12 protein-coding genes are annotated in these 13,484 nt (G+C 43.0%); 6 read left to right on the forward strand and 6 right to left on the reverse strand.

Annotated features, from left to right (window positions below):
* Nucleotides 1-30: 30 nt before the first annotated feature.
* From K0S23_RS16560 to K0S23_RS16570, 3 genes are all read right to left on the reverse strand, one after another.
* Nucleotides 31-1,257: an alanine dehydrogenase gene (locus K0S23_RS16560; RefSeq protein ID WP_300359786.1), complete on the reverse strand. Its 1,227-nt coding sequence runs from the start codon at nt 1,255-1,257 to the stop codon at nt 31-33.
* A gap of 170 nt (nt 1,258-1,427) precedes the next feature.
* Nucleotides 1,428-1,844: a tRNA (adenosine(37)-N6)-threonylcarbamoyltransferase complex ATPase subunit type 1 TsaE gene (gene tsaE, locus K0S23_RS16565; RefSeq protein ID WP_300359787.1), complete on the reverse strand. Its 417-nt coding sequence runs from the start codon at nt 1,842-1,844 to the stop codon at nt 1,428-1,430.
* Nucleotides 1,841-3,382: a bifunctional response regulator/alkaline phosphatase family protein gene (locus K0S23_RS16570; protein ID WP_300359788.1), complete on the reverse strand. Its 1,542-nt coding sequence runs from the start codon at nt 3,380-3,382 to the stop codon at nt 1,841-1,843. Before K0S23_RS16570 ends, tsaE begins: the two co-directional genes overlap by 4 nt.
* 20 nt (nt 3,383-3,402) lie before the next feature.
* Between K0S23_RS16570 and K0S23_RS16575 the strand changes: the two genes are divergently transcribed.
* Both K0S23_RS16575 and K0S23_RS16580 read left to right on the forward strand, forming a co-directional pair.
* The gene (locus tag K0S23_RS16575) at nt 3,403-4,689 is read left to right on the forward strand and encodes an HD domain-containing protein (protein ID WP_300359790.1); all 1,287 of its coding nucleotides are present in this window, start codon (nt 3,403-3,405) and stop codon (nt 4,687-4,689) included.
* A 137-nt stretch (nt 4,690-4,826) separates the two neighbouring features.
* Nucleotides 4,827-5,366, forward strand: coding sequence for an SRPBCC family protein (locus tag K0S23_RS16580; protein ID WP_300359791.1), 540 nt, complete (start codon nt 4,827-4,829; stop codon nt 5,364-5,366).
* Nucleotides 5,367-5,602: 236 nt separating this feature from the next.
* Here the strand turns inward: K0S23_RS16580 and K0S23_RS16585 are convergent, their stop codons facing one another.
* Both K0S23_RS16585 and K0S23_RS16590 read right to left on the reverse strand, forming a co-directional pair.
* Nucleotides 5,603-5,866, reverse strand: coding sequence for a hypothetical protein (locus K0S23_RS16585; RefSeq protein WP_300359792.1), 264 nt, complete (start codon nt 5,864-5,866; stop codon nt 5,603-5,605).
* A 498-nt stretch (nt 5,867-6,364) separates the two neighbouring features.
* Nucleotides 6,365-8,110, reverse strand: a complete 1,746-nt coding sequence (locus K0S23_RS16590; RefSeq protein WP_300359794.1) for a T9SS type A sorting domain-containing protein — start codon at nt 8,108-8,110, stop codon at nt 6,365-6,367.
* 956 nt (nt 8,111-9,066) lie between these two features.
* On the opposite strand from K0S23_RS16590, the gene K0S23_RS16595 reads away from it, so the two are divergent.
* From K0S23_RS16595 to K0S23_RS16610, 4 genes are all read left to right on the forward strand, one after another.
* Nucleotides 9,067-9,258 carry a cold-shock protein gene (locus K0S23_RS16595; protein ID WP_300359795.1) on the forward strand — a complete coding sequence of 64 codons (192 nt, stop codon included), beginning with the start codon at nt 9,067-9,069 and terminating at the stop codon, nt 9,256-9,258.
* 466 nt (nt 9,259-9,724) lie between these two features.
* Nucleotides 9,725-10,648 (forward strand): DUF2262 domain-containing protein, encoded by a 924-nt coding sequence (locus K0S23_RS16600; protein ID WP_300359796.1) that lies wholly within the window; start codon nt 9,725-9,727, stop codon nt 10,646-10,648.
* A gap of 81 nt (nt 10,649-10,729) precedes the next feature.
* Entirely contained in the window at nt 10,730-11,359 is a 630-nt protein-coding gene (locus K0S23_RS16605; protein ID WP_300359797.1) for a hypothetical protein, read from the forward strand.
* A gap of 50 nt (nt 11,360-11,409) precedes the next feature.
* Nucleotides 11,410-11,985, forward strand: a complete 576-nt coding sequence (locus K0S23_RS16610) for a hypothetical protein (protein WP_300359798.1) — start codon at nt 11,410-11,412, stop codon at nt 11,983-11,985.
* A 25-nt stretch (nt 11,986-12,010) separates the two neighbouring features.
* On the opposite strand, the gene K0S23_RS16615 is transcribed toward K0S23_RS16610, so the two are convergent.
* The gene (locus K0S23_RS16615) at nt 12,011-13,480 is read right to left on the reverse strand and encodes a T9SS type A sorting domain-containing protein (RefSeq protein ID WP_300359799.1); all 1,470 of its coding nucleotides are present in this window, start codon (nt 13,478-13,480) and stop codon (nt 12,011-12,013) included.
* Between the last annotated feature and the right edge of the window lie 4 nt (nt 13,481-13,484).

Genomic DNA, 13,484 nt, shown 5'->3' on the forward strand with positions numbered 1-13,484 from the left:
CTTGATAATTAGTTCATTGATAATTGCTAATTACCCTTTCAAGCCCATCATAAGCAAGTCAATGTCCTTGTATTTCAGATCGAAAACCCGGCCCAGTACTTCACTTACGAGAATCCCTTTATAAATATATACTCCTGAGCGGAATCCATGGTCGTTGCGGATCAGATCCAGGCAACCACCCGATTCTCCCATATCCATTAAGATCGGGGAGAAAATGTTGGATAAAGCAAAAGATGCAGTTCTGGGAACACGCGAAGCAATGTTCGGAACACAGTAATGAACGACTCCGTGTTTAGCAAACGTCGGATTGTTATGATTGGTTACCCGCGAAGTTGCAAAACATCCTCCCTGGTCGATACTCACATCAACGATAACAGAACCTTCTTTCATGTTCTCTACCATTTCTTCTGAGACTACACATGGTGTACGGCCCAAAGGCGAGCGAATAGCGCCGATAACAACATCGGCACGCATAATAGATTTTGCCAATACTTTCGGCTGTAAAACGGAGGTATAGATCCGTGAACCCAAATCGTTCTGTAAACGGCGCAAACGGGATAAACTGTTATCGAAAACTTTCACTGAAGCTCCCAAACCAAGCGCCGCACGGGTAGCAAATTCGCCTACCGTTCCAGCTCCAAGCACAACAACTTCTGTGGGCTGAACACCTGCAATTCCTCCGAGCATGATTCCTTTTCCTTCGTTGAAGGAGGATAATAACTCGCCGGCGATCAAAATGGAAGTTGTGCCCGCAATCTCACCCATGGTCCGGACAACGGGAAATACTCCCTGTTCGTCGCGGATATAATCCCACGCAATGGCGGTTACTTTCTTTTCAATTAATTTCTGGAGAATGCTTTTGGGCTGAATGCTCAATTGCAATGCCGAGATCAGGGTTTGATTTCCTTTCATCAGGTCAACTTCTTCCTCCGAAGCCGGTGTGACCTTCAGAATAATATCGCATTCAAAGATTTCTCGGTTTGACGGACAAAGCTCTGCTCCTGCTTCGGAATATTCGCGGTCACTGAACTTACTCGACTCACCTGCTCCTCTTTCTACACGTACCTCGTGTCCGTTTGCAACTAAAAATGAAACCGCCTCCGGTACCAGGGCAACCCTGCGCTCCTGGAAACTTAACTCTTTTGGAATCCCAATGACTAATCGGCCCTTTTTCTTAGCAATCTCGAGCATTTCTTCCATTGGAAGAATATTGCCCTCTTTCAAAAGTTGTTTGAGTAATTCCGGGTCCTTTACCATAGTCTGAGTCCAATTTTAGCCAAACGAAGATACGAAAAATATGGATATGAGAGTTGGTGAGAAGAGCTTGGTTTCAGAAATTTTCAGTTAGGAAATTCCCGAATGTAAAACTTCGCAATTTCCCAAAAACCCAATGTCCCAATATTGGGACAAGCCTGTATATAAAGCAATTAAAAAATAGAAATCAACCTATCCCCATCCAAACCAATCTTAATTCTCACCTTCACCACATCATCCGGCAATAATGGCTCAACGATCTCCGCCCATTCCACGAAACAATAAGCTCCCGAATAAAGCAGCTCCTCTACCCCGGCATCCATTGCCTCTTCCAGGGAATTTAAGCGATAAACATCAAAATGCATCACTTCTCCAAAATAAGCCGATTCATAAGAATTCACCAGGGAATAAGTGGGGGAGCCTTCCGGTGATTCGATCCCCATGGCGCGCAAAATTGCAGAAATAAGTGTCGTTTTGCCCGAACCCATTTCTGCATAAAATGCCACTACTTTCCTGTTTCCGATGTATTCCAGCAATTCTTTTGCTACAAAAGGAATATCATCTAAACTATGTGCTATCAGTTCTTTCACTTCGACTGCAAAATTACAAAGGGAATTAACAATTCCTCCATTGAAATTCCTCCATGCTGGAAAGTGTCGTTGTAATAGTTCACAAAGTGATTGTAATTATTGGGGTAGACGAAATAATCCTGCTCTCTGGTAAATACAAATTCAGCAGATAAGCTCGATTTTGGAAGTCCTACCTTATCCGGATGCTTGATCGTAAATACTTCTTTATCCTTGTAGCTCAGGTTTCGTCCGGTTTTGTAACGCAAATTGGTATTCGTACTGCGGTCTCCGACGATCTTCACCGGGTTGGTAACGCGAACCGTTCCATGATCTGTTGTGATTACGACCTTCCCTCCTTTTTCAGCAATTTTCTTAAACATTTCCTGTAAGGGAGAATGCTCGAACCAGGAAAGTGTCAGGGAACGATAAGCGGCTTCATCAGCTGCCAGTTCTTTGATCATATCCATTTCAGTGCGCGCATGAGAAAGCATATCCACGAAGTTGTATACGATCGCATTCAACTGATTATCCCACAAAGTATGAAACTGATCTACCAGTTTTTTCCCCGCCTCGAGGTTTGTGATCTTGTGGTACGACCATTTCACGTTCTTGCCGTTTCGTTTGAGGTTTCCTTCCAGGAAAGTGGCTTCGTGCATGTTCTTGCCGCCTTCATCTTCTTCGTTCAGCCATTGCTTCGGGAAACGCTTTTCAATTTCCGATGGCATCAATCCGGCAAACAGGGCATTACGCGCATAATGTGTTGCGGTTGGGAGAATCGAATAAACAATTTCTTCCTTTTCAATCGTGAAAAAATTAGAAAGGATTGGTTTCAAAACCTGCCACTGATCGTAACGTAAATTGTCGATCACCATCAGGAAGATTTTCTCATCCAATAAAGGAAATACATGGTCCTTCAATAAATGATGAACCATATCGGGTGCTTCTTCCTGTCCGTTAAACCAATCTTCGTAGTTATTTTCAACAAAACGGCAGAACAGGTCGTTCGCTTCTTTTCGCTGTGCATTCAGGATCTCAAGCATTCCCTGGTCTTCAATTCCCTTGAATTCCAAATCCCAGTAAGTCAGTTTTTTGAAAACATCCTTCCATTCTTCAGCATCCAAACGACCATTGAGCTGCATGCCCAACTGGCGGAATTCCTGCTGGTAATTCGAGTTTGTTTTTTGAGAAACCAGTTTCCGGTGATCTAGGTTCTTCTTTAAACACAGGAGTAATTGGTTCGGATTGACCGGTTTAATGAGGTAATCGGCGATTTTACTGCCGATCGCTTCTTCCATAATGGATTCCTCTTCGCTTTTCGTGATCATAACGATCGGGGTCATTGGAGTAATCTCCTTGATCCGGGCTAATGTTTCTAATCCGGAAATACCTGGCATATTCTCATCAAGAAAGACAATATCGTAATTGTTTTCCTGACATTTTTCGACAGCTTCACTACCGTTGTTAATGAGTTCTACACTGTATCCTTTTGCTTCCAAAAAGAGTACATGCGGTTTTAGAAACTCCATTTCGTCATCTGCCCACAGAATCTTTGCTTGCATATCCTAAAGATTAATTAGCTTTGATATTAGATTTATATAAAGGTATTCAATTGCGCACAAACACACATCGAAATAATAAAAAGAAAATCATCAACGACCCCGTTTATGGTTTTATTTCAATTCCCGACGAATTTATTTTCGATTTGGTGGAGCATCCTTTCTTTCAGAGACTTAGAAGAATCAAGCAATTGGGAATGACACACCTGGTTTATCCGGGAGCTCTCCACACGCGTTTTCATCATGCTATCGGGGCTATGCACCTGATGGCGCAGGCCGTTGCCGTGATTCGCAGAAAAGGTCATGAAATTACTATTGAAGAAGAACGTTCTGTTTTGGTTGCTATCCTGCTTCACGATATCGGGCACGGTCCTTTTAGTCATGCGCTGGAATTCGATATTGTTAAGAATGTCAGTCACGAACAGATTTCCTATTATTTCATCCAGGCTCTGAAACGCGATTTCCCTGAAAATTCAGACGACCTGGAACGGGCGCTGATGATCTTCGCCAATAAATATCACAAAACGTTTCTTTATCAGTTGGTTTCAAGTCAGTTAGATATGGACCGGCTCGATTACCTGACACGCGACAGTTTTTTCACAGGTGTTTCGGAAGGAATCGTGGGTACTGAACGGATCATCGAAATGCTGAATGTATATAATGACCAGTTGGTAATCGACGAAAAAGGTATTTACAGCATTGAAAAGTTTCTGGTGGCACGACGTGTGATGTATTGGCAGGTTTACCTCCATAAAACGGTGGTTTCCGGTGAATTCATGCTGATTAATATTTTACGTAGGGCAAAGAAACTGATCCGTGACGGTGAAACCTTATTCGGAAGTCCGGCCTTGTTGTTTTTTATGAGTCGCGATATTCAAAAAGTGGATTTCGAAACAGACCCGGAAATCTTGAAAACCTTCGCCCAGTTGGACGATTTTGATGTGATGGGAGCTGTAAAAGTGTGGCAAAACCATACCGATAAAGTCTTGTCGATCCTTTCAAGGAACCTGGTTGACCGCAATTTGCATAAGGTGGAAATAGCCAAAGAACCTTTCAGTCCGGACCGTATTTTAATGGAAAAGGAATTGGTTCGCACCCAGTATCAGCTCAACGACGAAGAGATCACTTATTTCGTTTATTCCGAATTGCTTTCAAACAATGCCTACAGTCAGGTGAAACAAACCATTAATTTACTAATGAAAGACGGTCAAACGATCGATGTCTCGAAGGCTTCGGACAACCTGAATATTTCTGCCCTGGCACAACCTGTGGAAAAGTACTGTTTGTGTTACCCGGTTATTAGACACTGAGAGGATTTTAAGATTTTAGGATTCTAAGACCTCAGGACTTGATTCTACATAACTGCACTATTTTCTGTCTTAAAGTCCTAATATCTTGATGCTTAATATCCCAAAAAATCGTTTATTTATACTAAAATTTTAAGCTTATGATGATAGTTTGGATTATTCTTGGTTCTCTCGGCGGATTGATCGCCCTGATACTGATTATCGCTGCTCTCAGCAAAAAGAACTTCGCGGTAGAGCGCGCAACGGTTGTAAACAAACCGATTGCTGAAACCTTTGATTTTTTGAGCTCACTGGAAACCCAGGACAGATGGAGCAAATGGGCACAACTTGATCCCCAGATGAAGAAATCCTACATTGGTACGGACAAAACCGTTGGGTTTATTTCCAAATGGGAAAGTCAGCACAAACAAGTTGGTGAAGGTGAACAGGAAATCAAAAAGCTGGTTCCGAATCAGCGTATCGAAACTGAACTGCGTTTCATGAAACCGATGAAAAGTATTGCAAATGCTTATTTCACACTTACTGAAGTGGATGAAAATCAAACCAGGGTTGCCTGGGGCTTCACCAGCAAAACTCCATGGCCTTTCAATGCCTTCATGCTGTTCTTCAACATGGAGAATGCGGTTGGAAAAGATTTCGAAGAAGGATTGGCGAATATGAAACGAATGATCGAAGCTTAGGAAGACATCAGGATTTTAAGACTTTATGATATTAGGACTAGATTTTTCAAAACAAGGAAATAATTCAGTCCTAATATCTTAACATCCTATTGTCTTAAATATCCTCTAAGTTCTTTTAATAGTAACCTTCCGTATTGAAACCCCATTTTTAGCAACTTCTGCAAAGTAGGTGAATGGGATGTTTTTATATATTATTTTCTTCTGGGTTCAATTTTCACGACCATTTTGTGCAGAGATTAATCCAGAAAACTCACCGGCAGTGCTGCAATGATTTCATCTGATCTTTTTTTGACCAATTCAAAAAATGCTGTTATCTCTTCATCAGAGAGGTCGTCGATGAAATGCTCCTGGAAATGTTCATTCAGGCGCTGGCTCATTTGGTACTTAATGGCATATACCAACTCCGCCAGTCGTTCCTTGTCCGCAGAATTGTAATCCACCTCGTTTAATTTCTTGCTGAGGTTGGTTAAATACGATTCTAAAAGCTGTTCTTTTGTCATACGGAAAGTTACGAAAAATCAAAAAAAGATTTTATACCTATTTACTCTGGTGATCACACAAAAAATCCCAACTCTTCCCACTGACACACAGATATGGAGGCGCTTACTAGCGGGAATTATGTACTTAAAACAGGTAGCGCCAAAAAGTAATCTAAGAATATTGAACTTTAGGAGATTGCTTTTTGATAAGACAACTATTCAAACCTTTGCGTTCTTTCACTCTTAGCGGTTAAACAAGGCGTAATTTATAACCGCAGAGAAGCAAAGAGCGCAAATATTTAGAACTTATCTGCGTAAAACACATAACTGCGCGTTTCAGATCCTGATCTGCCACTTTTGACTTAAAACATCGAAAAAGATATTTTTCACGAGCGGCTTAGAATGGCACAATTAAAAAGGATGTTTTGCATACTTTTTCAGCCTTGGCAAGAGGCCGCGTAGCGGGTGAAGACGAAATAGCGACAAACGTTAGTGCGAAAGCTGTAAGGTAAGTATGAATTATTGCTTAAGTAGCATCTTCTGCAACTTCACTCCATCCTTACTTATCTCCACAAAATAAACCCCTTTCTGCAAATCATCCAGCGGGATCACCACTTGGTTCTTATCCGAAAAATCAATCTGCTGTATTTGGACCACTTCCCCTGAAACACTTAGAATTCTCAGGTTAAGTCTTCCCAATCCGAGGTTATTTTCACAGCTAAGCATGATGCTTTCATTTGCCGGGTTAGGGAAAAGTGTGAAATCCGTTCCTGCAAACAATTCCTCTACGGATGTGGTATTTGAAAAAATGGTGGCCGTAACCGTTGCCGAACAACCGTTTTGATCAGTGATCACACAAGTATATGTTCCTGCACACAGGTTGCTTGCAGTAGAAGTCGTTTGATTCTGAGGATCGTTCCACTGATACGAATAAGGAGCCTCACCTCCGGAAGCAACGGCAAAAGTCTGCCCGTTGCATGTTCCCTCATCCAATCCGGGAAAAGTACTTGCAGTTAAGGGATCATTGGATGCTACTTCAAAACAAACCACATCCGAAAGCCCATTGTTGTCTGTTACCGTAACGCAATAGCTCCCGGCCGGTAAATTACTCGCAGTAGCTGTTGTTTGTGAACCGGCATTTGCACTCCATTGATACGAATACGGAGCCTGGCCCAGGTTAGGATTCACCGTTACACTTGTACCGCCTGTCTGACAAGCTCCTCCTGTCATACTCAGTGTCAGGTTCAATCCGTTAGTTGTTGGGATCGTTGCAGTTACATCCAGTTTCACCGGTAAGTGATCAGAAGAATAGTATAGTGCCCGCACCACTGAATCCGGATACTGGGAATTGCTTCCTGCCAGGATGCTTTGATTGTAATGGCTTCCGTCGTTCCCGATGGCTTTGTAAGACGAAGGAGTGTATTGCAAAAGGTTTGCCCCGTTTAGCACATTCTGCGATACGAGGATGTGGTCAAAACGATCATCCAAACCACCCGTTACTCCGCAATCCGTGGAACCGCTTGCCCGTGGAGATTGGGTATGTATCCCGGCGAATGAAGAGTTGTTCGTCCAGTTTCCGGGCATATTGATCGGATCCTTCAGGAAATTACTTCCGCCGCTTACCAAATTCTGGTAACCAACTTCCGTACTGCGATAGGTATTCAAATCACCGCATACAAACATATGCCGGCCCTGGGGTCTTCCGTCAAGGACAGTTCGCAATAAAGCTGTTTGAGCCGCGCGATCACTCTGGTCTGCACTGGCACTTCCGGCCTTCAGGTGACACATAAATACTTCGATGAAGCAGGTATCATGATGCTGTGGCAAAGTATTGTCGTTGAGGTACAAAATGTAATGGTCAATATCGCGGATACCCGTTGGAATACTGCGTTGCTCCTTCAGTGTCAGTTTCCCCGAATGGTAGAATAGCATATTCTGCAAATCTCCGCCATTGGAGTTCTGAACGAAATTCGCCCGCTGGTAATGTGTAGTTCCGAAAACATTCAGCGCTCGTGTCAGTACACTGTCGCAGCCGGCTTCTGTCTGGATCTCGCAACCCACGAAAATATCCGGTTGGAGATACCGCATGATCTTACGTAGGGAATCTGCCCGGTTGGGAAGGTTGACATTCCCGGCACCGCAATCATTCCTTCCGTTGGGGAAGTTCAGTAAGTTGTAGGAAACCACGCGAAGCGGAACCGTTTGTGCAACAACAGATGAGGAAATTCCCAACACGATCAAAAGAGCAAACAAAGCATATTTCATGGCACAAAATTACAACGGAAAAGCGCTGGAAACCAATATAAAATGCAGGAAGTTCAGGTAAATCGGTTTAGTTTATAAATTTCACCACAAAGGCGCGGAGGACGCAAAGAAGAGGCTTAACGTGTGTTGTGTGCAGAGATGGTATCAATTTCCCCCTTTGGAGGGGGACCAAGGTCTGATGACTCTGATGAGTATCAGACTCCGTCAGAGGGGAGGAAAAATCACGGATGATCAGGATCCTTGGAAACAAATTAATATTCCCAAAAGCTAGCGCGAGTATCATACTCATGCTGATTTGTTCCCACACTGCTTATATAAAGCATAGATACAGCGTCTTTTGTATTGATTTTTAACATTTCAACCTTCATGACAAAAATTAATACAACCAGTCCAAATCTAAATTTGGCGATTAGGTGAACAAGATCGGGAACCTGTGCAGTAAATGACAGTAAATTTTCTCATATTGTTTGAGGAGGAACGACGAGTTTATGAGAAAATCTGTCATAACCTGCTAACAGGTCGATTGGTTTACCCACGCCTAGACCTTTTTGGCTCCACCTTTTTGTGGCAATGACAAAAAGGTGGAAATTATGCTCATGGTTTTTATCATAAATCCTCGTGTTCCCGATAGCTATCGGGATCGTGTCCTTTGTGCAAAACTATAAATCACGAGGCACATAAAGAACCCTAAGCGATCTAAAACTGGCGATTAGGTATTCCTGCACCCGTTTCTTAGCAAGCTCATTTTCAATATTAAAGAAGATTAATTAGGAATACCGGAAATTAATGTTACCTTTGAGACCATTCAATAGAAGATTGTTATCTCAATCAGACTGTAAAGTCAATTTACACTCCAATTAATTTAAACATTTTCCTTAAAAAAATCCGCGCGAAGTGCGTGCGGACCAGAATGATTATAATGGTTCCAAAAGAAAACGGAACACAAAACAACGAATATGAATAAAGGAACAGTAAAATTCTTCAACGACGCAAAAGGCTTCGGATTTATTAAAGGTGAAGATCAACAAGATATTTTTGTACATGCTACAGGTTTGAACGACGAGATCCGTGAAAATGACAGTGTTACTTATGATACTGAAAACGGAAGAAACGGTTTGAATGCTGTCAATGTATCATTGGCTAACTAAGCAAACATATTTTCTGAAAAAGGCTGTCTATTTTAGGCAGCCTTTTCTTTTGCCCTAAAAATCGAAATTTAAACCTACCTACTCACAATCCATCACCTCTATTTTCTCCCGACGATCACCGTACTGTAGGCTCTGGCTCACTCGATCCGAAGCGATCATTTGTTTGATCTGCTTTGGTCAAGACGGAAAAGCCGAAGGACATAACGTAGATAAAGCATAGTTAAAGCATAGATACCCCACATCGAGATGTAGCGACTGTAAAGTCTGCTACTGTCACCCTGAGACGTAGCGACTGTAAAGTCTGCTACTGTCTCCTTTTACACTGCGAAACTTTAGTGCTGAAAGCCCTGACCAAAGCGTCAGGGTTGAAAGCCTTGACCGTAGCGTCAATGGAAGTAGTTTTTAACATACCAGGCTCTAGAAGGTGGAAAATATTCCTTATCTTTTATCTATCAAATAGTCACTTATGACAAACGGATGGGAATTTGAGAACTTGCAACAAGTATTGACCGATGCGCGTAACGGCGACAATTCACAATTGGAGGAATTGCTGGGAAATTATCCCTGTGCCACGGTGAACGAGAGCCTCACCAAACTTTTGATCCTGCGGAAATTTCGTGTAAAGCGCACTAATTTCATGTCACAGCCTATGGTTTCCATTGCCCCTCCCGATAACGACCAGGATTTCCAGTGGGGAATTACGATCATCACTACACCGGAAGACGGTGAAACCGAATACTCGGTCTATATCCCCAATAAATATCACTACACCGGGCTTGACTTGCAGGACGACGAAGTCACCATACTGGCAGAAGAAGTCAAGGTAAAGACCAATATCCGCGAACTGCACAAAAAACTGCGGGAATTCCACCCCATGTTTGACCAGACTGACCTGGAACGCGCTTTCGCAAGTCTGAATAACGAAAAGTCACAGCCGCATAAAGTTTCCGAATCTGTAAAGATCGAACCCGTCATTGAAAACGAGTTCCTGGGAACACTCACCTACGACGAAAAATACAGGCAATACGAAAACAACGGCACTTCGAAGTACTTCCCCTTTGATCTGTCGGTCTACAACGAGGAACCGGGGCATTTTGCTTCCCTGTTGGCCTACGTGGAATCTAAGATGAGAGCAGAGTTCTACAAACAGCACCTGCTCGACATGGAACCCGAAATGATTCAACTGAAGAACGAAAGCTGGCTCGGTGAAGACGAAGAACTGATTGACCCGGAACAGTTCAGGAAACTGATAGCCATTGAAGGCATTGTCTTTTACAGCGACAAATCCTGCACCATTTATTGCAACGACGGGGAATTGTTCGGAGAACACCTCATCGAGATCTCGGTGGATGCGAACGGGAATTATCAGAGCGTTACCTTGGCTGGTTAAATCGGGTGAAAATCAAGCAGACCAAGGAAAGATTTTCTATGGCAGAGCTACTTCAATTCTCTTCTTTAGTATATTTGATCAATGAACCGGACGAACTATTTATTTCTTATAATCATCGTTTGCTCCCTGCATTCCTGCGGTTTCATCCACTTCATGGGCACCTCGGAACCTGCAGATGAATCGCCCGGAGAGGTCGCGGCCTATTTAAAAAAGAAGCATCTGGATTTTGCAGATCATTCCCTCTTCTTCGAGGATTCTTTGCGAAACCTGTTTTCTACCCCGTTTTATGCGATCGACACTTACAAACTGGCAAGGAATACTCCGCAATCCCTGATGCAACTCCGTATTTATGATCGATCCGGAAAACTCGTGAATGCCTACACACAATGCTACGGACCTTTCAGGCGCCGGAATATCATCAAAACAAAAGAATTCCAATTCTGGCAATTTCCTACCAATTTCAATCTCCGGTTCTCCGATGAACCTTCCTTATGGGCAGTTTCCAACTTGGAAAAAGAACAGATTCGTCAGGCCGCACTGCAACACGACTATACTTTTGTAGTGTACTGGAATATCTGGTCGAACCATTACTCGAAAGTGATGCTTAAGGCAGTAAAGAAATACCTCAAACGCTATGAATCCGAGAACTTCAAAATCCAGGTGGTTTTGGTCAATACGGGAATTAATCCGCTTAATAAACCGCCAAGCTGACAAAGAACCGAAGAAATATTCCTTAACTTAGACCAAGACAAAATAAGCCTATGCATTTCAAACTTCTTCCGATCCTGTTCATTGCGATCAGTATCTTTTCCTGTACCCCAAATGAATCGGACGCAGAAACCAAAGCGGCTGAGCGTGCAGAATTATTAAAAGATCCCGAAGGTGTCAAACAAACGAAACCCGACCTGTTTGCTTCTGTTCCTTTCAAACAACTCCCTGTTGTGGACACTACCAATTTTGACAATTTCAACGGAGAGCATAAACTTTCCAAAGATCTGATCTCCAAATTGCATTTAAAAAGCCTGGGAGCGGATTATGAAACACTTCACACCCGTTATCGCCTGGCACTTTCAACGGATATTGATTTGGTTGTTATTACCGTAACATCAGAGACTGAAATGAAAACTTACCTGGTCTCACATACCAAACAAGACTACAAGGTCATTGATAAAGTTCTGATCTCCTATGACGAAATTGCAGAATCCATGTCGCGGAGCGAAGGCCGGATCGGGGCAGACGAAGTAGTCGTTACATCTTACAGCGATTGGGGAGAAGAACCAAGTGTTGAACTAAAAAAATACCGCATCGAAAAATCCGGAAAATTCATTCAGAAATAAGCGACAATAAAAACAAGTGCATTCGTTATTCTACAACGAGTACCGATGAACTGGATTCTCCCATGACATTCACACTTCGCAAAAAGTAAGTTCCGGGACTCATCGAACGACAATCTACATTGACACCTCCTTCAACTGAACTAAAAGGAACCACCTGTACCCTGCCAATATTGTCGACAAGTTCAACAGAACTAATTTTCACATGTCCGTTTTCCCCCACGAAAGCATAAGCTTTGGTTGGATTCGGAGAAATAAAGTGTTCATTTGCTAAAGAGACTTTCACTGATAGAACGGAACTTAAAACAGATTGACCATTGTGATCCACTTGTTTTAAGCGATAATAGTTGATTCCCTTATCGGGTGACAGGTCTGTATAACTGTAATTATGAGGATCAGAACTTGTTCCGGCACCTTCCAGCAAACCGAGCGTTTCCCAAATCAATCCGTCCTGTGAGCGCTGCACTGCAAAATAATCATTGTTGGTTTCGGACTCGGTTGTCCAGCTTAAACGAACTTCTCCGCCTGAACTAACTGCATCCCATGCGCTAAATCCGACAGGCATAACAATGGAACAATTGGTGGTTGCTGTTCCTCCTGCATTGTTCAAAGTAATCGTTTGTACAGTATTTGCATAATTGGTCACTAAAAGTACATATACTTGTCCGGAAACCACACCGGCCAAATTCACCTGCTCTATCGCTGAAGTGGAATACGAACAATCGAGTGGTGCACCATAAGAGTTGCATGCCCCTGTTCCGGTGGCAACATTAGCAAAAGGTCCCCAAATAGCAAAATCCACATCTGAACCGGCTGTAATATCAACGATCAAAGTTCCTCCTGAAGAGATTTCCAGGTAATACCAACTTGGGTTCGGGGATGTAGACAAACATCCGTAAGCATTGCCGGGATTAACCGTACTGGCATCGCTTCCCCCGGTATTCGCAGTAAAACTAATCGGTGATCCGGAACAAATCGGTGTTTGAACAGTACACGTAGTATTTCCCGCCGGCGGTGCCAACTGGGAAACACAGATATCGAACGTTCCTCCGGTCGTTCCTCCATACTCCCAAAAACGAATCAGGTAGGTTGCACCGGGAGTTAAACCTGAAGCACTGATCTCGGGCATTAATCCGGAAACATCATCACTACAGTCTATTTCTGTCCAGGATCCGCAACTTCCGGAATAGAGAGACATTACACCATCACTAATAGATCCTGCCTGGGTTAGAATATTAACAGAACCGGAAGCAGGAGCTGTAAACTGATACCAAACATCCAGTCCCATGGAACCACATAAAGGAGTTCCTCCATTTGCGGCATTGGTCTGTGAAGTAGCTCCTGTTGTCGTCCCCGAAGTAAAAGAACAACTTGCTCCAACCGAAAGAGACGGAGCTGATACTGAACCGCTTGTGCATGGGGTATTGGATTGTCCGTAAGTAAATCCCACAAAAAAAAGAATGTGAAAGGATAGTACAAGTAATTTCCTTGTCTTCATAGTA

The sequence above is a fragment of the Fluviicola sp. genome (assembly GCF_029266855.1).
GTDB lineage: Bacteria > Bacteroidota > Bacteroidia > Flavobacteriales_D > Crocinitomicaceae > Fluviicola.